The sequence below is a fragment of the Streptomyces sp. NBC_01255 genome (genome assembly GCF_036226445.1).
In the GTDB taxonomy this organism is placed as follows: domain Bacteria; phylum Actinomycetota; class Actinomycetes; order Streptomycetales; family Streptomycetaceae; genus Streptomyces.
Genome location: NZ_CP108474.1, coordinates 7566526 through 7587982 on the forward strand (window position 1 = coordinate 7566526; position 21457 = coordinate 7587982).

The 21457-nt window shown below is 73.9% G+C and carries 20 protein-coding genes and 1 pseudogene; 12 read left to right on the top strand and 9 right to left on the bottom strand.

Translation table 11 applies throughout. From position 1 onward, the window contains the following. Positions 1-31 precede the first annotated feature (31 nt). Positions 32-1108 (top strand): NUDIX hydrolase, encoded by a 1077-nt coding sequence (locus tag OG357_RS34345; protein WP_329624821.1) that lies wholly within the window; start codon positions 32-34, stop codon positions 1106-1108. Positions 1109-1141: 33 nt separating this feature from the next. On the opposite strand, the gene OG357_RS34350 is transcribed toward OG357_RS34345, so the two are convergent. From OG357_RS34350 to OG357_RS34360, 3 genes are all read right to left on the bottom strand, one after another. Beyond that, the gene (locus OG357_RS34350) at positions 1142-1633 is read right to left on the bottom strand and encodes a MarR family winged helix-turn-helix transcriptional regulator (RefSeq protein ID WP_329624822.1); all 492 of its coding nucleotides are present in this window, start codon (positions 1631-1633) and stop codon (positions 1142-1144) included. 8 nt (positions 1634-1641) lie between these two features. Continuing rightward, complete coding sequence (locus OG357_RS34355) at positions 1642-2331, bottom strand: MBL fold metallo-hydrolase (protein ID WP_329624823.1); 690 nt, start codon at positions 2329-2331, stop codon at positions 1642-1644. A 122-nt stretch (positions 2332-2453) separates the two neighbouring features. Continuing rightward, a complete protein-coding gene (locus OG357_RS34360; RefSeq protein ID WP_329624824.1) occupies positions 2454-3818 on the bottom strand; it encodes a dipeptidase in 1365 nt (454 codons plus the stop codon). A gap of 371 nt (positions 3819-4189) precedes the next feature. Here OG357_RS34360 and OG357_RS34365 point away from each other — a divergent pair, with 371 nt between their 5' ends. Further along, positions 4190-5563, top strand: a complete 1374-nt coding sequence (locus OG357_RS34365; RefSeq protein WP_329625783.1) for a geranylgeranyl reductase family protein — start codon at positions 4190-4192, stop codon at positions 5561-5563. A gap of 91 nt (positions 5564-5654) precedes the next feature. Here OG357_RS34365 and OG357_RS34370 read toward each other — a convergent pair whose 3' ends face one another. Beyond that, complete coding sequence (locus tag OG357_RS34370) at positions 5655-6134, bottom strand: nitroreductase family deazaflavin-dependent oxidoreductase (protein ID WP_329624825.1); 480 nt, start codon at positions 6132-6134, stop codon at positions 5655-5657. 138 nt (positions 6135-6272) lie between these two features. Here OG357_RS34370 and OG357_RS34375 point away from each other — a divergent pair, with 138 nt between their 5' ends. From OG357_RS34375 to OG357_RS34385, 3 genes are all read left to right on the top strand, one after another. Next, a complete protein-coding gene (locus OG357_RS34375) occupies positions 6273-6968 on the top strand; it encodes a TetR/AcrR family transcriptional regulator (RefSeq protein WP_329624826.1) in 696 nt (231 codons plus the stop codon). A gap of 193 nt (positions 6969-7161) precedes the next feature. Further along, a complete protein-coding gene (locus OG357_RS34380; RefSeq protein WP_329624827.1) occupies positions 7162-8403 on the top strand; it encodes a sensor histidine kinase in 1242 nt (413 codons plus the stop codon). Further along, complete coding sequence (locus OG357_RS34385) at positions 8400-9065, top strand: response regulator transcription factor (RefSeq protein WP_329624828.1); 666 nt, start codon at positions 8400-8402, stop codon at positions 9063-9065. The genes OG357_RS34380 and OG357_RS34385 overlap by 4 nt, the downstream gene beginning before the upstream one ends. Positions 9066-9118: 53 nt before the next feature. Here OG357_RS34385 and OG357_RS34390 read toward each other — a convergent pair whose 3' ends face one another. Then, positions 9119-10612, bottom strand: a complete 1494-nt coding sequence (locus tag OG357_RS34390) for an MFS transporter (RefSeq protein ID WP_329624829.1) — start codon at positions 10610-10612, stop codon at positions 9119-9121. Positions 10613-10699: 87 nt separating this feature from the next. Between OG357_RS34390 and OG357_RS34395 the strand changes: the two genes are divergently transcribed. Then, the gene (locus tag OG357_RS34395; RefSeq protein ID WP_317593492.1) at positions 10700-11098 is read left to right on the top strand and encodes a MarR family winged helix-turn-helix transcriptional regulator; all 399 of its coding nucleotides are present in this window, start codon (positions 10700-10702) and stop codon (positions 11096-11098) included. A gap of 33 nt (positions 11099-11131) precedes the next feature. On the opposite strand, the gene OG357_RS34400 is transcribed toward OG357_RS34395, so the two are convergent. Further along, positions 11132-11878: a maleylpyruvate isomerase family mycothiol-dependent enzyme gene (locus OG357_RS34400; protein ID WP_329625784.1), complete on the bottom strand. Its 747-nt coding sequence runs from the start codon at positions 11876-11878 to the stop codon at positions 11132-11134. Between the two features lie 60 nt (positions 11879-11938). Further along, positions 11939-13174, bottom strand: a complete 1236-nt coding sequence (locus OG357_RS34405) for an MFS transporter (protein ID WP_329624830.1) — start codon at positions 13172-13174, stop codon at positions 11939-11941. A 423-nt stretch (positions 13175-13597) separates the two neighbouring features. Here OG357_RS34405 and OG357_RS34410 point away from each other — a divergent pair, with 423 nt between their 5' ends. The 3 genes from OG357_RS34410 (at position 13598) to OG357_RS34420 (ending at position 16208) form a co-directional block, all read left to right on the top strand. Then, positions 13598-13831, top strand: a complete 234-nt coding sequence (locus tag OG357_RS34410; protein ID WP_329624831.1) for a hypothetical protein — start codon at positions 13598-13600, stop codon at positions 13829-13831. 190 nt (positions 13832-14021) lie between these two features. Next, positions 14022-15248, top strand: a complete 1227-nt coding sequence (locus tag OG357_RS34415) for an ROK family protein (RefSeq protein ID WP_329624832.1) — start codon at positions 14022-14024, stop codon at positions 15246-15248. Between the two features lie 189 nt (positions 15249-15437). Next, positions 15438-16208 (top strand): SAM-dependent methyltransferase, encoded by a 771-nt coding sequence (locus tag OG357_RS34420; RefSeq protein WP_329624833.1) that lies wholly within the window; start codon positions 15438-15440, stop codon positions 16206-16208. A gap of 7 nt (positions 16209-16215) precedes the next feature. On the opposite strand, the gene OG357_RS34425 is transcribed toward OG357_RS34420, so the two are convergent. Together OG357_RS34425 and OG357_RS34430 are read right to left on the bottom strand one after the other, a co-directional pair. Beyond that, positions 16216-16803, bottom strand: a complete 588-nt coding sequence (locus tag OG357_RS34425) for a DUF4865 family protein (protein WP_329624834.1) — start codon at positions 16801-16803, stop codon at positions 16216-16218. 30 nt (positions 16804-16833) lie between these two features. After that, complete coding sequence (locus OG357_RS34430; RefSeq protein ID WP_329624835.1) at positions 16834-17418, bottom strand: TetR/AcrR family transcriptional regulator; 585 nt, start codon at positions 17416-17418, stop codon at positions 16834-16836. A 236-nt stretch (positions 17419-17654) separates the two neighbouring features. On the opposite strand from OG357_RS34430, the gene OG357_RS34435 reads away from it, so the two are divergent. The 3 genes and pseudogenes from OG357_RS34435 to OG357_RS34445 all read left to right on the top strand — a co-directional run bounded on the left by OG357_RS34435 (position 17655) and on the right by OG357_RS34445 (position 21395). Continuing rightward, on the top strand, positions 17655-17951 hold the full coding sequence (locus OG357_RS34435) for an SHOCT domain-containing protein (RefSeq protein ID WP_329624836.1): 297 nt from the start codon (positions 17655-17657) through the stop codon (positions 17949-17951). Beyond that, positions 17948-18840: pseudogene (locus tag OG357_RS34440) on the top strand (ABC transporter ATP-binding protein). Before OG357_RS34435 ends, OG357_RS34440 begins: the two are co-directional and overlap by 4 nt. Next, the gene (locus OG357_RS34445) at positions 18837-21395 is read left to right on the top strand and encodes an ABC transporter permease (RefSeq protein ID WP_329624837.1); all 2559 of its coding nucleotides are present in this window, start codon (positions 18837-18839) and stop codon (positions 21393-21395) included. The pseudogene OG357_RS34440 and the gene OG357_RS34445 overlap by 4 nt, the downstream one beginning before the upstream one ends. Positions 21396-21457 lie beyond the last annotated feature (62 nt).

The following is a 21457-nucleotide window of genomic DNA, read 5'->3' on the forward strand; positions in this document are numbered from 1 at the left end:
ATCCACTGGGGGCTACCCAAGAGGGGGAATCGTGATCGTCTGGATCAACGGTACGTTCGGTGCGGGGAAGTCCAGTACCGCGCGCGAACTGGTCGATCTGATCCCGCACAGCACGCTGTTCGACCCCGAGCTCGTCGGCGGGGCCATGACCTGGCTGCTCCCGGCCAAGCGGCTCGCCGAGGTCGAGGACTTCCAGGACCTGGCGATCTGGCGGCGCATGGTCGTCGACACCGCCGCCGCCCTGCTGGCCGAGGTCGGCGGGGTGCTGATCGTCCCCATGACCCTGCTCCGGCAGGAGTACCGGGACGAGATCTTCGGCGCGCTCGCCGCCCGCAGGATCGAGGTGCGGCATGTCCTGCTCGCTCCGGAGGAAACGATCCTGCGGCAGCGGATCGACGGCCGGACCGAGCACGGCGAACCCGAGGCCGACGCCCGCGTCCGGCAGTGGTGCCACGGCCACATACCGCCGTACCTGGCCGCGCTCGACTGGCTCGTGGGGGACGCGTTCGTCGTCGACACCTCGGAGCTCACCGTGGCCGAGGCCGCCCGGACCGTCGCCGACGCGGTCCTGGCCGACCGGGCCGCGCCGTGCGGAATCGTCCAGACGCCCGAACCGACGGGCGAGACCCTCGCCGCGGGCGTCCTGCTCTTCGACGAGGAGGACCGCTTCCTGCTCGTCGACCCCACGTACAAGCCCGGCTGGGAGTTCCCCGGCGGTGTCGTCGAACCGGGCGAACCACCGGCCCGCGCCGGAGTGCGCGAGGTGGCGGAGGAGCTCGGGCTCGAACTCGACGCCGTACCCCGCCTGTTGCTCGTCGACTGGGAGAGGCCCAAGCCCCCGGGATACGGCGGCCTCCGCCTCCTCTTCGACGGAGGCACGCTCCGCGCCGACGACACCGCGCGCCTCCGCCTCCCCGGCGCCGAGCTCCGCGAGTGGCGCTTCGTCACCGAGGAGGAGGCAGCGGGCCTGCTGCCGCCCGTCCGCTACGACCGCCTCCACTGGGCGCTGCGCGCCCGCGAACGCGGCACCGTGCTCAACCTGGAGGCAGGGGTCCCGGTGGGGCAGGACGCACCCACAGGGGTCCCCGTGGGCCAGGACGGACCCTAGGGGCCTGTCCGGCGGATCAGGGTCGGACAGGCCCTAAGCGGCCCCGTCCCCCTCGACGTTGGCGACCATCCGGCGCAGGACCTTCAGGGCGGCCACGTACTCCTCGTCGCTGATGCCCTCGTGGACCTCGGCGCGTACCTCGGTCACCAGCTCACGGAGTCGTACGCGGGCGGCCTCGCCCGCGTCGGTGAGGTGCAGGCGCCGCGCGTCGTCCGCCCGGAGCCAGCCGCGGTGCAGCAACTGCTCGACGACGCGCGCGATCTCGTGCGGCCCGTCCGCGAGGGGCGTCAGCTGGCCGACGACCTCCTCGCGGCTCGGCGCCCCGGGACCGCCGTTCACCCGGTTCAGCACCCAGTACTGCGGCTGTGTCACGTCGATCCGGGCCATGGCGTCCCGCAGGTGCCGGGTGACGGCCGCATGCGCGAGGCCGCTCCAGTAGCCGATGGGCTGGGTGGCGAGGGCGCCGTCGGCGGCCGCGGGGTCGGCGGGCGCCTGGTCGGTCCTGGGGCGAGGCGAAGATTCCATGATCGCCATCATGCTTCCAGACCGGCCGCGGAGGCGAGCCGGGCCGCCGTGTCCGAGGTCACCGGAGCCCCGTGGCCACAGCACAGCACCGAGGGCGCCAGCTTCGCCAAGCGGCGCATCGACTCCATGGCGAGGGCGCGGTCGACATGGAAGACGCCGAACATCACGTCCGGCACCGACGCCACCGTGTCACCCGTGAACAGCACGCCGTGCCGGGGGAGATGGACCGCGAGGGAGCCGGGCGTGTGTCCCGGGGTGTGCACGACCACCGCGCCGTCGCCGAAGCCGAGCTCCTCGCCGTCCTCCACCTCCCGGTCCACCCGGGTGGGCGGCGCCACCGGCACGGTCAGCCCGTGCTCGTACAGCGGGAGTTCCCAGTCCAGCAGGTCCGGCTCGGGGACCGGGGCCTCGCCCCGGACCACCGGGGCGTCCAGGCGGTGGGCGAGGATCTCGGCGCCGTGCCGGTCCGCCAACTCCTGGGCCGCGCCCACGTGATCACGGTGACAGTGGGTGAGCACGATCCGCCGGAGCCGGTCCGGGTCGAGGCCCGCCGCCCGGATGGCCTCCGTCGTCGCGTCCGCCGAACCCGCCCATCCGGCGTCGACGAGGGTCAGTTCCTCCTCGTCCCGCCAGAGATAGGCCTGGCCGATGGAGTAGTCGAGGAGATGCAGCCGCGGAGTGATCGGGATGAGTTCCATACGGCGAACCTACGCATCACCGCAGGTCCGCCGTACGTTTGTCCGCTCTCGGCGAGCTTCGCCTAGCGCTGAATCCGAACCGTCCGGCTGAATCCGAACCGTCCGTCCGAGTCGTCCGACCGTCAGACCTGCTTCGAGCGGGCGTAGTTGACGAGGAAGTGCGCCTCGGCCACCGACAGCCGCTCCAGCTCCTCCGGCGAGACCGACTCGTTGGGCGCGTGGATCTGCGCCTCCGGCTCGCTCAGACCGATCAGCAGGATCTCCGCCTCCGGGTACAGCGAGGCCAGCGTGTTGCACAGCGGGATCGAGCCGCCCATGCCCGCCGTCTGCATCTCCTGACCGGGGTACGCGATCTTCATCGCCTCGGCCATCGACGCGTACGCCGGGCTCGACGTGTCCGCCTGGAAGGCCTGGCCCTGGCCGACCTGCTCCAGGGACACCCGGGCGTTCCACGGCGTGTGCTTCTCGATGTGTGCGAAGAGCAGCTTCGTCGCCTCGACCGCGTCCTGGCCGGGCGGCACCCGCAGGCTGATCTGGGCGCGGGCCGACGCGGGGATCGACGGGGTCGCCCCGGCCACCGGGTGGCAGTCGATGCCGATGACGGTCACGGCCGGGCGCGCCCAGATCCGGTCCGCGACGGTGCCGGCGCCCGGCAGGGCCACGCCCGAGAGGACCTTGGCGTCCTTGCGGAAGTCCTCCTCCGGGTACTGGAGGCCCTCCCACGCCTTGTCACCCGGCAGGCCGTCGATGACGGTGGAGCCGTCGGGGCCCCGCAGCGAGTCGAGGACGCGGATCAGCGCGGCCAGCGCGTCCGGCGCGGCGCCGCCGAACTGACCGGAGTGCAGATTGCCCTCCAGGGTGTCGATCTGCACCCGGATCATCGTCATGCCGCGCAGCGTCGCGGTCACCGTCGGCAGGCCCACGCGGAAGTTGCCCGCGTCGCCGATGACGATCGTGTCGGCGGTCAGCACCTCGGGGTGCTGCTCCGCGTACCGCTCCAGACCACCGGTTCCCTGCTCCTCCGACCCCTCCACGATCACCTTGACCGTCACCGGGACGCCGCCGTTCGCCTTGAGGGCGCGCAGCGCGAGCAGGTGCAGGACGAAGCCGCCCTTGCAGTCGGCCGTGCCGCGTCCGTACCAGCGGCCGTTGCGCTCGGTGAGCTCGAACGGCGGGGTGAGCCAGGCGGACTCGTCCAGCTTCGGCTGCACGTCGTAGTGCGCGTAGAGGAGGACGGTCGGCGCGCCCGCCGGGCCCGGCAGGATGCCGTACACGGCCTGCGAACCGTCGGGCGTGTCGAGCAGCGCCACGTCCTGGAAGTCCTCGGCGCGCAGTGCGTCCGCGACCCAGTTCGCCGCCGCCTCGCACTCGCTGCGCGGCGCCACGGCCTCGTCCGCCACCGACTCGAAGGCCACGAGCTCCGTGAGTTCGGCCTTTGCCCGGGGCATCAGGGACCGGACGGTCTCGGCGATCGGATTCGCGGTCATGGGCACGCTCCTGGTGGGTGCGACGTTACGACGTAGGGAGGGCGTTCGTCGTATGTCGTGGTACGGCGAACGCACCGTAGATCCTACGGCGCGGGGCTCCGGCTACCGAGCCGTAGGATGCGTCGAGAGCAGACCACCGGTCGGATCAGGAGCAGAAGCACATCGTGAGCAGCGAGCACGCAGAGAACGCCGGTCCCGAGAACGCCGCCAACGCTGACGACGCCGCCGAGTTCGTCGACGCCGCCGCCGACGACATCGCCACCGCCGCCGATACCGCCACCCCCCTCGTCACCCCCGCGCCCGACGTCACGGCCACCGCGCCCGTCACGGCCGCCGGCACCGGCGCGCACGAGGAGGCGGAGGTCTGGGACGTGGTCGTGGTCGGCGCGGGCCCGGCCGGCGCCTCCGCGGCCTACGCGGCGGCGGTCGCGGGCCGCCGGGTCCTGCTCCTGGAGAAGTCGGAGCTGCCCCGGTACAAGACCTGCGGCGGCGGCATCATCGGCCCCTCCCGGGACTCCCTCCCGCCCGGCTTCGAACTGCCTCTCCAGGACCGGGTGCACGCCGTCACCTTCTCCCTCGACGGCCGCTTCGCCCGCACCCGCCGCTCGCGCCGGATGCTCTTCGGGCTCATCAACCGCCCGGAGTTCGACGCGCAGCTCGTCGAGCACGCGCAGAAGGCGGGCGCGGAGCTGCGCACCGGCGCCACGGTGAGCCGGGTGGAGCAGCACGGCCCCTCCGTGCCGGACCGGCGGACCGTCGCCGTCGTCCTGGCCGACGGCGAGACCGTCCTCGCGCGCGCGGTCGTCGGTGCCGACGGCAGTGCCAGCCGCATAGGAGCGCATGTCGGGGTGAAGCTCGGTCAGGTCGACCTGGGCCTGGAGGCGGAGATCCCGGTGCCGCCGTCCGTGGCCGAGGACTGGAAGGGCCGCGTCCTCATCGACTGGGGTCCGATGCCGGGCAGTTACGGGTGGGTCTTCCCCAAGGGCGACACGCTGACGGTCGGCGTCATCTCGGCGCGCGGCGAGGGCGCCGCCACCAAGCGGTACATGGAGGACTTCGTCGCCCGTCTTGGCCTCGCCGGCTTCGAGCCCACGATCTCCTCCGGGCACCTGACGCGCTGCCGCGCCGACGACTCGCCGCTCTCCCGCGGCCGGGTCCTCGTCTGTGGCGACGCGGCCGGGCTCCTGGAGCCGTGGACGCGCGAGGGCATCTCGTACGCGCTCCGCTCGGGGCGGCTCGCGGGGGAGTGGGCGGTACGGGTCGCGGAGGCGAACGACGCGGTCGACGCCCGGCGGCAGGCCCTGAACTACGCGTTCGCCATCAAGGCCGGTCTCGGTGTGGAGATGGCGGTCGGGCGGCGGATGCTCGCGCTCTTCGAGCGGCGCCCGGGGCTGCTGCACGCCACGATCACGGGGTTCCGCCCCGCGTGGAACGCCTTCGCCGACATCACCCGGGGCTCCGCCACCCTCGGCGGCATGGTCCGCTCGAACGGCCTGGCCCGACGGGCGCTGGACGTCCTCGACAAGCGGATGGACACCTCCTCCGGCGTCGGTCCCGCCGGCCGGGGCGTCAGCGCGCGCGAGCGCGCGGAGTCCGATTCCGAGGCGGAGTCGGAGACGGAGGCAGGCATCGAGTCGGAGACAGGTATCGAGTCCGGCGCGGAGTCGGTGTCGGGTGCGGTGCCGGAGCCGACAGCGGACGGACAGGAGACTTCGGCGGGTTCGGAGACCGCGGAGCAGATCTGACGGATCGCCACCGGCACGACCATCGGCGTCATCGGCCTCACCGCCCTCATGGACGCCATCGACGCGTACGGGCTCCGCTGCCCCGGCCGGTTCACACGGCCGAGGCGGCGGGGCCCGTCGTCGTGATGCGGAAGACGGGGTGCTTCGGAGCGATGGCACGGAGTTCCTCGTCGGAGGAGTCGGGGCCGACCCCGCCGAAGAAGACGCCGACCTCGGCCTTCCAGCGCTTGAGGTAGGCGCGCAGGAGCGCGGGCTTGTCGTCGTCGGCCAGCTCCACGGCGGTGAACCCCTCCGCGTGCTTGCCGAGGTGCAGCTGTCCGCCGCCGGCGGCCCGCATGTTGTACGTCCACTGGACGTGGCCGCGCGGGGCCACCAGGTACTGGGCGCCGTCCACCGTCAGGAGGTTGACGGGGGTGCGGCGCCATTCGCCGCTCTTGCGGCCGCGGACCGCGAGGACACGGGAGCCCCAGACGCTGATGCCCCGACGGGTCATCCACGAGACGGCGGGGTTGACGACGTTGACCGTGAACCAGCCGGGCTTCATGACGTGGGCGGCGGGCTGAGCGGACATGGGTTCCTCCTGCGGAGCGGTGGATGTGAAGCGTGAGCAGTGCTCTCGCTTGCCTCCAGTCTGCGCGGAGCGGCGCTCTCGCGCAAGAGCAGTGCTCTCGTTTCGGATCGGTGCTCTGCGAATGGCACACTGCTCACCATGACAACCGTTAGAGGAGCCCGCGCCCGCGCACGTGTCGAGATCACCGCGGCCATCAAGGCCGAGGCCCGTACCCAGCTCGCCGCCGAGGGCGCCGCCAAACTGTCGTTGCGCGCCGTCGCCCGTGAGCTGGGCATGGTGTCCTCCGCGCTCTACCGGTACTTCCCCAGCCGCGACGATCTGCTGACCGCCCTCATCGTCGACGCCTACGACGCCGTCGGAGCCGCCGCCGAGGGCGCCGCCGGAGAGACCGCCGGGCAGCGTCCGCTCGTCCGCTGGACCGCCGTCTGCCGGGCCGTCCGCGCCTGGGCCGTCGCGCACCCGCACGAGTACGCCCTGATCTATGGTTCACCCGTCCCCGGCTACACCGCACCCCAGGACACCAACGCCCCCGCCGCCCGCGTCGGTCTCGTCCTCGTCGGCATCGCCCGCGAGGCCCACGAGGACGAGGGCGTCGCGCTCCCCCCGCTCCCGGACACCGTCCGCCCCGAAGCCGTCCGCATCGCCGCCGACATGGCCCCGGACCTGCCCCCGGCGCTCGTCGTCGCCCTGGTGGCGGCCTGGTCGCAGCTCTTCGGCCTGGTCTCCTTCGAGGTCTTCGGCCAGTTCCACCGCCTCGTCGAGGACCGCGACGCCTTCTTCACGACGGCCGCCCGCCGCCTGGGCCAGGACGTGGGCCTCCTTCCCCGCGGCTGAGCGCGCGCCGCCCCCGACCCGCCGCCCGGACCCGCTCCGTACACCCCTCCGTACGCCGCTCCCGTACTCCTCCTCCGTACGCTGCCGCCCGTACTCCGCCTCCGTGCCCCACCCGCGTACTCCAGTGGGAGTACGGGCGGCCAATCCGCCCGGCCGACGTCCTCGTGCGGCGGGCGCGGATAGCGTGGCGGGTATGGACGAGGAGCGGACCGCCTGGCGCGGTGTCGGAGGCCCTGGCCGGGCGCCGTGGGGATGGTGGGCCGGCGAGCGGGGCCCGGCCGGGCTGCCGTGGCGGTCCACGCTGGTGATCGCCGTGTTCGTCATGGCGGGAACCGGCTTCGCCGCGCGGAACCAGCCCGACCGGGAGACGCTCGACGCCCTCGGGCGGGCCCTGCTGCTCCTCGGGACGGCGCCGCTGGTGCTCCGTCACCGGTGGCCCGTTCCCGTGGTGTTCGGCGTCACGGCCGTCACCCTCGCCTATCTGGCGGCCGGTTACCCGTACGGCCCGGTCTTCGTCCTGATCGCCGTGGCCTGCTTCGCCGCCGTCGTCCACGGCCACCGGATCGCCGCCGGGTGCGCCCTGGGTCTGCTGTGGGCGGGCCATCTGCTGCTCTCGCACTGGCTGTACCGGTGGCTGCCCCCGGCCGGCGACGGCCCCGCGCCCTGGGGGCAGGAGCTGCCCGCGGGTGCCTTCGCCGTCGCCGTGCTCGCCGCCTCCGAGCTCGTACGGGTGCGGCGCGAGCAATGGGCGCAGCAGCGGGCCGAGCGTGCCGCGGCCGAGCGGCGCCGCGCCGACGAGGAGCGGCTCCGTATCGCCCGCGAACTCCACGACGTGCTCGCCCACTCGATCTCCGTGATCAACGTGCAGGCGGGAGTCGGCCTGGCCCTGCTCGACGCCGACCCCGAGCAGGCCCGCACCGCGCTGACCACCATCAAGGCCGCCAGCAAGGAGGCACTCGGCGAGGTGCGGCAGGTCCTCGACACGCTCCGTACCCCCGGCGACGCCCCGCGCGCCCCGGCCCCCGGTCTCGGCCGCCTCCCCGAACTCGTCGAGCAGGCCGCCGCCGCCGGTCTCACCGTCACCGTCACGGCGAGCGGCCCGCCCGCCGCGGCCCTGCCTCCCGGCGCCGACCTCGCCGCCTTCCGGATCGTGCAGGAGGCGCTCACCAACGTGGTCCGGCACTCCGGTTCCCGCACCGCCCGGGTGGAGATCGCACACGGCCCCGCCCGTCTCGACCTGCGCGTCGACGACGACGGCCCGGCCACCGGTACCGAGGCGGGCGGCAGTGGCAACGGACTTGCCGGAATGCGGGAGCGGGCCGCCGCGCTCGGTGGCACGATCGAGGCGGCCGTCCGGCCGGACGGCGGCTTCCGCGTGCACGCCGTTCTCCCGATCGGTCCAGCCAGTCCGCTCAGTTCCGAGGAGACCCCGTGATCCGTGTGTTGCTCGCCGACGACCAGGCGCTGGTCCGCGCGGGGTTCCGGGCCCTGCTCGACGCCCAGACGGACATCGAGGTGGCGGGGGAGGCCGCGGACGGTGGCGAGGCCGTGGAGCAGGTGCGGTCGCTGCGCCCCGACGTCGTCCTCATGGACATCCGGATGCCGGGGATCGACGGGCTCGACGCCACCCGGCGCATCACGGACGACCCGGACCTCGCCGAGGTCCGGGTCGTGATGCTGACCACCTTCGAACTCGACGAGTACGTCTTCGAGGCGCTCCGCGCGGGTGCCTCCGGCTTCCTGGTGAAGGACACCGAACCGGAGGAGCTGCTGCGGGCGGTGCGGGCGGTCGTCCACGGGGACGCGCTGCTCTCCCCGGGGGTGACGCGGCGGCTGATCGAGGAGTTCGCGGCCCGCTCCAAGGCCCCGGCGGGCACGACCGCGCTCGGCGCGCTGACCGAACGGGAGCGGGAGGTGATGGCGCTCGTGGGGATCGGCCTCTCGAACGAGGAGATCGCCCGCCGACTGGTGGTCAGCCCGCTCACCGCGAAGACCCATGTGAGCCGCGCGATGGTGAAACTGGGCGCCCGGGACCGGGCCCAACTCGTGGTCCTCGCCTACGAGTCGGGCCTCGTGCGCCCAGGCTGGCTGGGCTGAGCGGAGGGCCGGAGGCCGTCACTCGCGTCAGTGACAGCCTCCGGCCGGCCGGCTCAGTCGCGTACCGCGACCTTCTCCGGGGAGTCCGTGGACGTCGAGCGGGCGACGACGACCGATTCGGTGGTGGTCCGTCGCTTCTTCCGGAGACCCGGCAGGGTGATCAGGAGTCCGGCCAGGGCGATGACCGTGACCACGGCGAGGCCCGGGCGGAAGCTGTCCAGCGCCGCCTGGGGAGACGGCGACGCCTCCCCGTCCGCGGTGATGACGGCGGTGATGACGGCGAGGAAGAGCGCTCCGCCGACCTGGATCGAGGTGTTGAGCAGTCCGGAGACCATGCCCTGCTCGCGGTCGTCCACGCCGTTGGTGGCCTGGATGTTGAGCGAGGGGAAGACCAGCGCGCAGGCGGCGCCGAGGAGCAGCATCGAGGGGAGGATCACCGCCGCGTACTGCGGGGTCAGCGAGATCCGCAGGAACAGCGCGTACGCGACGACGAGCAGCGTGAAGCCGACGGCGATCACCCGGGGCGTGCCGAAGCGGTCCACGATTCCGCCGATCTTCGTGGAGGAGAGCGCCACGAGCACGCCGGCCGGGAGGAAGGCCAGGGCCGTCTGGAGCGCGGACCAGCCGAGCAGGGACTGCATGTACTGGGTCACGATGAACTGGAAGGCCACGTACGAGCCGAAGAAGGCCGCCGCGCCGAGCTGGGCGCGGACCTGGGAGCCCGAGCGCAGGACCCCGAGCCGTACGAGCGGGCTCGCGCTCCGCCGTTCCACGAGGACGAAGGTGACGAGGAGTGCGGCGGCCACGAGGAAGGACAGCAGGGTCCGGGCGGAGGTCCAGCCGACCTCGGGGGCCTGGACGACGGTGAAGACGAGGAGCAGCATCGCGGCCGTGCCGGTGACGGCGCCCGGCAGGTCGTAGCCGCCGGAGGAGTCCTCGCGGGGGCTGTGCGGGATGAGGCGGAGCGCGAAGACGAGGGCGATCAGGGCGACGGGGGCGGGCAGGAGCATGGTCCAGCGCCAGCTGAGCTCGGTGAGCAGGCCGGACAGGACGAGGCCCATGGAGAAGCCGGTGGCGGCGCAGGTGGTGTAGATCGACAGTGCGCGGTTGCGCTCCGGGCCCTCCTTGAAGGTGGTCGTGATGATCGACAGGCCGGCGGGGGCGGTGAAGGCCGCGCTGAGGCCCTTGATGAACCGGCTGGCGATCAGGAGCGGGCCGGAGTCGACGAGTCCGCCGAGGAGCGAGGCGAGCGCGAAGACGGCGAGGGCGATGAGGAAGACGCGCCGGCGGCCGAGGAGGTCGGCCGCGCGACCGCCGAGGAGCAGCAGGCCGCCGTATCCGAGGATGTAGCCGCTGACGATCCACTGGAGCGTGGCCGTGGAGAGGCCGAGATCGGTGGCGATCGAGGGCAGGGCGACGCCGACCATGGAGACGTCGAGGGCGTCGAGGAACATCGCGGCACAGAGCACGAGAAGGGTGCCCCAGAGCCGCGGACTCCAGCGTTCCTGCGGGGCGGCCTTGGGTGCGGCGGTGAGCGGAGAGGTCATGCGCAGCACGGTACATGCGCGTGCATTGAATGCAAACGCATTTAATTCCCGTGCAACAATATGGGTCGTTTCTGCTACCGTGCGGTCATGGCAGCGAACCAGTCCGAACGCGCGCTCGTGGACGAGTGGCGTGACGTCCTCGCCCTGCACGCCCGTACGACCTGTGAGCTCGACCGGGCCCTCCATCCGTACGGGCTCGGCGCCAGCGACTTCGAGGTCCTCGACGTCCTCGCCGAGGGCGCGGCCGACGACGGCCCGGGCTCCTGGCGCGTCCAGGAGCTCGCCGGGCGGGTCCACCTCAGCCAGAGCGCGCTGTCCCGTACGGTCGCGCGCCTGGAGAAGGACGGCCTGGTCCTGCGGGGGATGTGCGCCGAGGACCGGCGTGGTGTCCAGGTGAAGCTCACGGAGAAGGGCCTCGCGCGCCATGCCGAAGTGCGGCCGCTCCAGCGCGAGGTGCTGATCAGGATGCTGGACCGCAGCTCCTGAGCCGAGAGCGGTGCTCTCGGCCGCATCTCAGGATCAGGTGACCGCCGAGTTCTCGCGCCACAGCCGCGCGAGCTCGTCGTCTCCGGTCAGAGTCACGGCGTCGGTCGCCAGCCGGTTCCACAGGGTCAGGTACAGCCGCCCGGCCGTCCCGCTGAACTCCACGTCCGCCGCCGCCGTGGCCTGGGTGCCCCGTTCCGCCCGGGGTGATTCCGTGGCCGACAGGCGTACGGTCCAGACGTCGCCGGTGTCCGTGGCCCGCACCCGCAGGATCCGCGGCCCGGGTGTACGTACCCGGCTGCTCTCGCGGCCGTGGAAGCCGCACAGCAGCTCGTCGATCCCGTCGGCGGCCGACATCGGTTCGACCGCTCCCGGCCCGGTCGCGAGCGCCGACTCGGCGTCCGCGCGGTGCACGATCGTCTCGTGTGCCTGCCGCCGCGCCCAGAAGGCGAGCGGCGAGGGTGCGGGGAGGAAGGTCCAGCACTCCAGCGTCTCCGGCGCCGCGCGCAGGGCGGCGACCAGGCCCGCGTGGCCCTCCCGGTAGTACGCGAGCAACTCGTCGCCGTCGAGGGCCGGTTCGCCGCCGTCCGGGTGGTACGTGGTGTGGCCCTCGACCACGAAGGCCGTGGCCCAGCGGTGCACCGTCGTCGTGTGCCGCAGGAGGTCCCGGACCCGCCACCCCGGACAGGTCGGGACCTCCGCGTCCGGCCCGGCCTCGGCCGCCGCCTCCGCGAGCGCCCGCCCGGCCGTCTCCAGCGCCGTGATGTGCTCTGCGATCTTCATCGTGCCCCCGTTGATCGTTTCCATGGGGCGGATTCTCGCAGCCTGCGTGCGTGCGCGTGCTCAACTCGCCGGTCTGGCGCCCGCGTTCCGTGCCCAGTAGCCCATTGCCGCGGCACCGGCGGCGAGGAGCGCGACGGTGGTGAGCGCCACCGGCAGGGAGAACCAGTCGGCGAGGAACCCGATGGACGGCGGGCCGAGCAGCATGCCCCCGTAACCGAGGGTGGAGGCCGTCGCCACCCCGCTGGGGCCCGCGACCGCGCCCGCGCGGGCGACGGCGACGGGGAAGATGTTGGCGAGGCCGAGGCCGGTCACCGCGAAGCCGAGGAGCGTGGCCCAGACGGTCGGGGCGAGCGCGCCGAGGAGCATTCCGGCGGCGGCCGTGGCCCCTCCCGCGACGAGGGTACGGGTCTGGCCGAGCCGTTCCAGGAGGAGCGTGCCGGAGAGCCGGCCGGCGGTCATGGTCAGGGCGAAGACGGAGTAGCCGGCGGCGGCCACGCCCGGGTGGGCGCCCAGGTCCTGTTCGAGGTGGAGCGCGCCCCAGTCGGCCAGTGCCCCTTCGCCGTACGCCGTGCAGAGCGCGATCACGCCGAAGACGAGGACCGTACGGCGCGCCGCCCGCGAGGGCTTCCCGGCGTTCGGCGACTTCTCCGTCTCTCCCTGGAGGGATTCCGGTCGGCCGGGAGCGGTGTGGCGCAGGAGTACGGGACCGGCGGCGGCCGTCAGGGCCAGGCCGACGACCGTCAGGCCGAGGAGGTGGACGGCGGGGGACAGGCTTCCGGCGAGGAGTCCGCCGATGCCGGCGCCGAGCATGCCGCCGAGACTGAACGCGGCGTGGAAGCTCGGCATCACCGGGCGGCGCAGGGCGGTCACCAGGTCGACGGCCGCGCTGTTCATGGCGACGTTGATCCCGCCGTACGCGGCGCCGAAGACCAGCAGGACGAGACCGAGGGCCAACGGGGACCGGGTGAGCGCCGGAAGGGCGACCGAGAGGGAGAGCAGGACGGCGGTGGCGACGGTGACGGCGTGGCTGCCGAAGCGGCGGCAGAGGCGCCCGGTCAGCGTCATGGTCACGACGGCGCCCGCCGAGACGCCGAGGAGGGCGAGGCCGAGGTCACCGGCCGAGGCGCCGGTCTGCTGCTTGACGGCGGGGATGCGGACCACCCAGCCGGCGAAGAGGAATCCGTCGAGGGCGAAGAAGAGGGTCAGGGCGATGCGGAGGCGGGACAGGGAGTGGGTGGCGGTGTTTTCGCCGAAGCCCCCCGATGCGGCCGTCCGTACTTTGTTTAGTAGCGGCACAAACTCAGGATAGGGGGATGCCCCGGCCTCGATCAAGCGGGCGGGGCGAAGCCGAAGGTGGCTCTTGATCATCGGCGGCCGCCGACCGACGGCCGGCGCTGCGAGATCGCCGACGGCCTCGTGGCCGCCCGTCCCCCGAACGGGACCGCCCGTCCCCTGAAGGCGGCGCCGATGAAGCCGCACCCTCCGCGCCGCGCGGTGATGCCCACGGCCGTGCACGCTGTTCGGGTGACAAAGGCCAGGTCATCGCGGTGAGGGTGCTCCCCAACGGGGCACTGGAGAGCATCGTTTCTGCGCCGGTGTGACCCCGGAATCCGACTGCCGGGCATTGGAGTGAGACGCCGTGTCTCGCCATTTCGAGAGGCGTTTGACCGGCAGACGAGCACCTTCTGGCACGTCATCCCGAGATCTTGAGGAGTAGTCATGCGTTCTCTCGCCGCGTCTGTCCTGGCCGTGGGCATTCTGCTGGGCGGCGCCGGTGCCGCGCTTGCCAACGACGGAGTCGGGGCGGGTTACTTCTCCGCCGGTAGCGGGGGCTTCGCCTCGCACTGCGCGGTGGCGGGCGTCCCGTCCGTGTACGGGACGATCTTCACCGGCTCGTGTTCGGAGAAGGGCTGGGAGAAGGGCCCGGAGGGCGCCTTCCTCGGCGCCCACTGACCTGACACCACCCCTGGCTCGGGCGAGGACGCAGCCCTCGCCCGAGCCGGCCTCGGGCCCCGCCACCCCCGCCCGCTCCGGAGGTGGGGCCGTTCGGCGACGCACGGGACCGGGGCAGGCCCCGGCCGGCGGGTACCCCGCACCCCGTCCAGGGAACACCCCACCTCCCGATCATGGGAGACTCCACCCCATGAACGGCAAGGCGACGACGACCCGGACACGGCTGGACAGGGGGCGCAACGCGCTCGGCCCCGCGCTGGAGCTGGTGCACACCGGAAGGGCGCCGACACGGGCCGTCCTCACCGCCGAGCTCGGCGTCACGCGGGCCACCGCCGGTGCGGTCGCCGCCGAGCTGGAGGCCCTCGGCCTCATCCGCGTCGACTCCAACCCCGGTGCCGCCGCCGGCTCCCAGGGGCGTCCCTCCCATCGGCTCGCCGTCGACGAGAAGGGCCCCGTCGCCCTCGCCGCACAGGTCCACGCGGACGGCTTCCGCGCCGCGCTCGTCGGCCTCGGCGGCACCATCGTCGCCACGGCCCCCGGCTGCGTCACCGTCTCCGCCGACCCGGCCCAGGTCCTCGGCGCCGTCGTCGACGCGGGAGCCGCACTGCTCCGGGAGAGCGGCCGCCGCTGCGTCGGCGCCGGACTCGCCGCGCCCTCCGCCGTGGCCGAGCCCGAAGGCACGGCGCTCAACCCGCTCCACCTCGCCTGGCCCGCCGGTGCGCCGGTCCGGGAGATCTTCGCCGAGCGGGTACGGGCCGCCGGGATCGACGGCCCTGCCTTCACCGGCAACGACGTCAACCTCGCCGCCCTCGCCGAGCACCGCCACGGCGCCGGACGCGGTGCCCGCGACCTCCTCTGCGTCGCCACCGGCCACCGGGGTGTCGGCGGCGCGCTCGTCCTCGACGGGCGCCTGCACACGGGCAGTGCGGGCCTCGCGCTGGAGGTCGGTCACCTGACGGTCAATCCGGAGGGGCGCCCCTGCCACTGCGGCAGCCGCGGCTGCCTCGACGTCGAGACCGACCCGCTCGCCTTCCTCACGGTCGCCGGCCGGGACCCCGGGCCCGAGGTCTCCCTGCTCCAGCAGGCCCGTGACCTGCTGCGGAACAGTCGGGACGACCCGGGTGTCCGGGTGGCGGTCGGGGAGCTGATCGACCGCCTCGGTCTCGGCCTCGCGGGTCTGGTGAACATCCTCAACCCGGACCGGATCATCCTCGGCGGACTCCACCGCGAACTCCTCGACGCCGACCCCGAGCGCCTCCGCGCGGTCGTCGCCGACCGCAGCCTCTGGGGCCGCAGCGGTGGTGTCCCGATCCTGCCCTGCACCCTGGACCACAACAGCCTGGTGGGGGCAGCCGAGCTGGCCTGGCAGCCGGTGCTCGACGACCCACTGGCCGCCCTCGGCCGGGAGCCCGCCTGAGGGACCCCCGGACCGGCCCGAGTCATGACGGGGAGGACCGGAGTGGCGGGGTGGTGAACGGGACGGGGCGGTGTGCGGCGCGGACGGTGTCGCGCACCACGTCGTCGCGCCGGAGTGTGACGTTTCCAGTGCCCTGTCGGCCAAAAAACCGATGGGCGGAGGGGATCGAACGACGTAGCGTTCCGCCTCATGATCACTTCTGGTTCCGGTCTTCCCCCACGCCTCGGCAGCCTCACCTTCCACGGGCCCCTCTCCGAGGCCCGCGCCACCCGCATGATCGAACGGCTCGCCGCCGAACAGCCCGCGGATGTCCTCGACATCGGTTGCGGCTGGGGCGAGCTGCTCCTCCGCGCCCTGGAGAACACCCCGGGCGCCAAGGGGATCGGGATCGACATCAACGCCGAGGACCTGGCCCGCGGCCGGGCGCTCGCCGAGGAGCGCGGTCTCGCCGACCGCGTGCTCTTCGTCGAGGAGTCGGCGCTCGGCACCGACCGGGGCCCCGTCGACGCGATCCTCTGCCTCGGGGCGAGTCAGGCGCTCTGCGACCCCGAAGGGCCGCACGAACCCGCCGTCGCCCTCCGCGAACTGCGCCGACTGGTCCGCCCCGGCGGCCGGGTCGTGCTCGGCGAGGGCTTCTGGGAGCACACGCCGACGGAGGAGGAGCTGGCCGGGATGTGGCCCGGCGCGCACACCGGCGACCACCTCTCCCTCGGCGCCCTCGTGGACCTCGCGATCGAGGCGGGCTTCCGGCCGGCGTGGATCGAGACGGCGAGCCCCGACGAATGGGAGGAGTTCGAGTCCGGCTACCGGTACGACACCGAGGTCTGGCTCGCCGCCCACCCGGATCACCCGCTCGCCGCCGAGAACCGCGAGCGCGTCGACCGCCAGCGGTCGAGCTGGCTCGACGGCTACCGCCGGGCCCTCGGCATCGTGTACCTCACCCTCGTCGCCGTGGCCTGAGGCCGCGTCACCACCGGCGCCGTCCGGCCCCCAGCGCTCCGCGACCGGGGGCCGAGAGACGCAGGACCCGGAAGCGCTCGCCCTCGCCGGCGGGCGCTTCTCCGTCGGCCCACAGAGTGAACGTGAGTAGCTCCCAGTGGCGCGGATCCACGGCCAGGGCCGAGGCGACCACACCGTCCCGGCGCGCCTCCCGCGCGTGCCGGGCCACCGCCTCCGCCACGGCCTCGCCCGGCGGCACCGCCTCGCCGAGCGGGGTCCTGCGGCGCGTCGCCGTACCGGGAGCCGACGCGGCCGCCGGCCCCTCCTCGTACGACAGGCCCGTCCAGTGCTGCACCACCGGCCGGCCGAAGTCGTTCACGATGCCCTGGAAGCCCGGCCCCCAGAGGAAGGAGTTCATGCCCTCGGGGGTGGCCCAGAGATAGAACGGCGCGTACTGGTCGACCGGCGATCCGGCCTCCCGCTCCCGGATCAGATAGGCCTTCAGCCCGAGTCCCGGGAAGGCGTCCAGCAGATGGCCCCGCGTCGCGACCCGCTCGCGGATGATCCCCATGTCGTAGTCGGCGGGCAGAGTGATCTCGTACTGCATGGCGTGCACGGAACGGCCTCCGGTTCCTTGGCAGGGGGATCAGCGGGCGGCGAGCAGCGTCAGCAGCCCGCGTACGGCGCTGTCGAACGGCGCCCGTGAGCCCGTGGCGCGGGCCAGTACGTAGCCGCCCTGCACGGTCGCCACGACCGTCGCCGCGATCTCCTCGGGATCGAGCGAACTCCTCAACTCGCCGCTTTCCAGGCCCTCCTGGACCACCTCGGCGAGTCTGCCGCGCAGCCGGCCGAGCACCTCCTCGACGGGGGCGCGCAGCTCCGGATGGGTGATCACCTCCGGGTCCATGGTCAGCCGCCCCACCGGGCAGCCGCGCAGGACCTCGCGCTCGCGCAGCAGGTACGCCTCGATCCGCGCGTACGCCGATCCCTCGCCGCCCAGCACGGCCTCGGCCGCCGCGCCCATCTCGTCGGCCGTGCGCCGGATCGCCGCGAGCGCCAGGTCCGGCTTCCCGGCGAAGTGGTGGTACATGCTGCCCTGGCCCGCGCCCGCCGCCTGCTGGACGGCCTTGGGGCTGGTGCCCACGTAGCCGCGCTCCCACAGCAGCTCGCGGGTGGCTTCGACGAGCCGCTCTGCGGTGGTCTTCGGAGTGCTCATGATCGCACTGTACATACCAGTAGGTACAGAACGGAAGGCCTCAGCGGAAGGGCCCCGGCGGAGGCCGAGCGAAGGCTCGGCAGAGGCCCAGCGAAGGGCCGGCGAGGGTCGGCGGAAGGCCCCGCACCCGCCCGCCGTACTCCCGCTGTCGTATGCGGGAAGCCGCTGCCCGTACGACGCCCCGGACCCCCTCCCGGGGCGAGTCTCGAACCACGGACACATCACCTCAGCGCACCGAGGAGCTGAACCTCATGAACACCCTCGCCACCACACTCGCCCACGCGGGCCCCGGCCCGTGGATCCTCCTCTTCCCCCTGGTCTGGGCCGTCGTCATCGCCGGGATCGTCACCGTCGCCCGCCGCGCCGGCCGGCGCCCGGGACGCGCCGGCCGCCCGAACCGCGACGGCGCGCCGGACGAGCGCTCGCCGATCACCCTGCTCGGCCACCGCTTCGCCGCCGGCGAGATCGACGAGGACGAGTACTGGCGGCGGCTCACCGTCCTGGAGGAGCAGTTCGGCCGCGCCGCGACCAAGGGGCGTCGGGCATGACCACCGCCACCCGCACCCCCGCCGTGTCCACCGACGCCGCCCGGGTCCTGGACGCCGTCAAGGTCTACGGGCGCGACGACACCGAGGTCAGGGCCCTCGACGGGGTGAGCGTCGACTTCCCGGCCGGCCGCTTCACCGCCGTCATGGGCCCCTCGGGCTCGGGCAAGTCCACCCTCCTGCACTGCGCCGCCGGGCTCGACACCCTCACCTCCGGCGCCGCCTTCGTCGGCGGCACCGACCTCTCCACGCTCGACGACCGCCGTCTGACGCTCCTGCGCCGCGACCGCGTCGGCTTCGTCTTCCAGGCCTTCAACCTGCTGCCGACCCCGACCGTCGCGGAGAACATCACCCTCCCGCTCGACCTCGCCGGAAGAGCCCCCGACCGGGCCCGGCTCGACCGGCTCGTCGACACCGTCGGCCTGCGCGACCGCCTGCACCACCGGCCGGGCGAACTCTCCGGCGGACAGCAGCTGGGGGTCCCCCCACGCCCGCAGGGCGTAGGGGGAGGGCGGCTGTCGCCCGCGCCTTCGTCGGCGACCCGGACGTCGTCTTCGCCGACGAGCCCACCGGGAACCTCGACTCGCGCTCCGGCGAGGAAGTCCTGCGGCTGCTCGGCCGGACCGTGCGGGAGACCGGCCGTACGGTCGTCATGGTCACCCACGACCCGGTCGCCGCCGCCCACGCCGACGAGGTGGTCTTCCTCGCGGACGGGCGGCTCGTCGACCGGATGGCCGCGCCGACGGCCGACCGCGTCCTCGACCGCATGAAGGCCTTCGAGACCACGGCCGTGGCGCCCGACACCGCCCGGCCGGCCGTCACGACTTCCGTCACGACCTCGGTCACGACCTCCGTCGCGGCATCGGCCACGACCCGAGGAGCGGCGACATGAGAACCCCCGCCACCCTCCGGCTCACGCTCGCCTCCCTCCGCGCCCACCGGCGCCGCTTCCTCGGCACCTTCGCCGCGGTCCTCCTCGGGGTCGCCTTCCTCACCGGCACCCTCGTCATGGGCGACACCCTGCGCACGAGCTTCGACGCGATGTTCACCGGTGCCACCCGGAGCACGGACGCCGTCGTCCGCAGCGCCACCACCGTCACCGCCGCCGGCGAAGCGCAGGGCACCCGCGGCCCCGTCGGCGCCGCCCTCGCCGACCGGCTCGCCGACGTCCCCGGAGTCGCCGCCGCCGCGCCCCTGATCGAGGGTGCCGGCCAGCTCCTCGCCGCCGACGGGACCCCCGTCGGCGGCGCAGGCCCGCCCACCCTCGCCGGCAACTGGATCGAGGACCCGGCCCTCAACCCGTACCGGCTCGCGGAGGGGCGCACTCCGCAAGCGCCCGGCGAGGCCGTCGTCAACCGGGGCGCGGCGAAGGCCGCGGGCCTCGGCATCGGCGACACGACCGTCCTGCGCACCCCCGACCCCGTCCGGGTCACCGTCGTCGGCCTCGCCACCTTCGGCGGCGCCGACGGCATGGGCCAGGTCACCTGGACCGGTCTGACCCGCGCCGACGCCGAGCGGTACCTGACCGCCCGCCCGGGTGAGGCGACGAGCATCGCCGTACGCGCCGGGCCCGGCGTCAGCCAGGACGAGCTGGTCGCCGCACTCGCCCCCGCCCTGCCCGAGGGCGTCGAGGCCATCACCGGGCAGCGCGCGGCCGAGGAGAACACCGAGGCGGTCTCCGGTCGCTTCCTCGACCTCTTCACCACCTTCCTGCTGGTCTTCAGCGGGGTCGCGGTGCTCGTCTCCGTCTTCACCATCCACAACACCTTCGCCGTCCTCGTCGCCCAGCGGACCCGCGAGAACGCCCTGCTCCGTGCCGTCGGCGCCGCCCGCCGCCAGGTCGTCACCGGCACCCTCGCCGAGGCGCTCGCCGTCGGACTGCTCGCCTCCGCCGCCGGACTCCTCGCCGGGATCGGCGTGGCCGCCGGTCTCCAGGCCCTCTTCCCGGCGATCGGCTTCCCCTTCCCCGAAGGCGACCTCGTCGTCACGGCCGGCTCCCTCGCCCTCCCGCTCGGTGTCGGACTCGCCGTCTGCGCCGGTTCGGCGCTCCTCCCCGCCGTACGGGCCGGACGCACGGCCCCGCTCGCCGCGCTCCGCGAGACGGACACCGACGGCTCGGGCACCTCCCGCGCCCGCGCGCTCACCGGCGGCGCCCTCCTGCTCGCCGCCGTCGCCACGGTCCTCGCCGGAGTGCTCGGCGAGCCCTCGCTGTGGCTCGCCGCGACCGGTGCGGGGCTCGCCGTCGCCGCCTTCGTGGTGCTCGGCCCGGTGGCCGCCTCGGTCGCCGTACGGGCGCTCGGCCGGCCCCTGCGCGGCGCCAACCGCGGCCTTGCCCGCCGCAACGCCCTGCGCAGCCCCGGACGTACGGCCGCGACCGCCACCGCCCTGATGATCGGCGTCGCCGTCGTCACCCTCTTCACGGTCTTCGGCGCCTCCCTCAAGGCGACCATGGACCGCACCGTCGACCGCTCCTTCGCGGGCGACGTGGCCATCGGCGCACCCTCGTTCGGCGCGGGCGGCAGCGGGCTCAGCCCCCGGCTCGCCCCGGCGGTCGCGGCGCTGCCCGAGGTCGACACGGCCGTCGGCCTGGGACGCGGAGTGGCGGAGGTCGACGGACGGGGCCGCGCCCTGACCGTCACCGACCCGGCCGCGCTCGCCCGCACCCTCGACCTCGGGGAGGTGCGGGGCTCCCTCGCCGGGCTCGGTACGGACGGGCTCGCCGTCGCCGCCGACGAGGCCGCCGCCTCCGGTCTGGCGCCCGGGCGCACGGCCGAGCTGACGTTCATGGACGGCACCCGGCAGTCCTTCACCGTCCAAGCCGTCTACGATCGCGCCGACCTCGCCGGCGACTACCTCGTCACCCGGGAGGCCTGGGCCCCGCACCGCACCCAGGACGCCGACCGGCTCGTCGCCGTCGCCTTCGCGGACGGCGTGTCCGTCGCGGACGGCAAGACGGCCGTGACCGCGGTCGCGGACCGGTACGGCCAACCGGAGGTGCAGACCCGGGAGGAGTACGCCGAGGCCTCGGCGGGCGGCATCGACATGATGCTCACCCTCGTGTACGCGCTCCTCGCGCTCGCGGTCCTGATCGCGCTGCTCGGCATCGCGAACACGCTGACCCTCGCCGTCCACGAACGGACCCGCGAGCTGGGCCTGTTGCGGGCCGTCGGACAGACCCGCGCCCAGCTGCGGGCCATGGTCCGCTGGGAGTCCGTCCTCGTCGCCGCCTTCGGCACGCTCGGCGGCCTCACGCTCGGTGCCTTCCTCGGCTGGGTCCTCGTCCGCTCCTCGGCGGGATCGGGCGACAGCGCGCTCGCCTTCGCGGTGCCGCTCGTACCACTCGCGACCGTGGTCCTGGTCGGCCTCGTCGCCGGGGTCGCGGCAGCCTGGCGGCCGGCCCGCAGGGCGGGCCGCCTGGAGATCCTCCGGGCCATCGCCACGGAGTGAGCACACCGGAGGGCAGGGCCTCGTTCATGACCGCGTCGAACCGGTCCGCGGGTGGCCGAGTG

Bases quoted from the DNA above. Each gene is read 5' to 3' on its own strand.
- OG357_RS34390 (WP_329624829.1), bottom strand. From the start codon at position 10,612: ATGACCTCTCCGCTCACCGCCGCACCCAAGGCCGCCCCGCAGGAACGC.
- OG357_RS34395 (WP_317593492.1), top strand. From the start codon at position 10,700: ATGGCAGCGAACCAGTCCGAACGCGCGCTCGTGGACGAGTGGCGTGAC.
- OG357_RS34360 (WP_329624824.1), bottom strand. From the start codon at position 3,818: ATGACCGCGAATCCGATCGCCGAGACCGTCCGGTCCCTGATGCCCCGG.
- OG357_RS34410 (WP_329624831.1), top strand. From the start codon at position 13,598: ATGCGTTCTCTCGCCGCGTCTGTCCTGGCCGTGGGCATTCTGCTGGGC.
- OG357_RS34350 (WP_329624822.1), bottom strand. From the start codon at position 1,633: ATGGAATCTTCGCCTCGCCCCAGGACCGACCAGGCGCCCGCCGACCCC.
- OG357_RS34445 (WP_329624837.1), top strand. From the start codon at position 18,837: ATGAGAACCCCCGCCACCCTCCGGCTCACGCTCGCCTCCCTCCGCGCC.
- OG357_RS34420 (WP_329624833.1), top strand. From the start codon at position 15,438: ATGATCACTTCTGGTTCCGGTCTTCCCCCACGCCTCGGCAGCCTCACC.
- OG357_RS34380 (WP_329624827.1), top strand. From the start codon at position 7,162: ATGGACGAGGAGCGGACCGCCTGGCGCGGTGTCGGAGGCCCTGGCCGG.
- OG357_RS34435 (WP_329624836.1), top strand. From the start codon at position 17,655: ATGAACACCCTCGCCACCACACTCGCCCACGCGGGCCCCGGCCCGTGG.
- OG357_RS34375 (WP_329624826.1), top strand. From the start codon at position 6,273: ATGACAACCGTTAGAGGAGCCCGCGCCCGCGCACGTGTCGAGATCACC.
- OG357_RS34400 (WP_329625784.1), bottom strand. From the start codon at position 11,878: ATGAAGATCGCAGAGCACATCACGGCGCTGGAGACGGCCGGGCGGGCG.
- OG357_RS34430 (WP_329624835.1), bottom strand. From the start codon at position 17,418: ATGTACAGTGCGATCATGAGCACTCCGAAGACCACCGCAGAGCGGCTC.
- OG357_RS34370 (WP_329624825.1), bottom strand. From the start codon at position 6,134: ATGTCCGCTCAGCCCGCCGCCCACGTCATGAAGCCCGGCTGGTTCACG.
- OG357_RS34415 (WP_329624832.1), top strand. From the start codon at position 14,022: ATGAACGGCAAGGCGACGACGACCCGGACACGGCTGGACAGGGGGCGC.
- OG357_RS34355 (WP_329624823.1), bottom strand. From the start codon at position 2,331: ATGGAACTCATCCCGATCACTCCGCGGCTGCATCTCCTCGACTACTCC.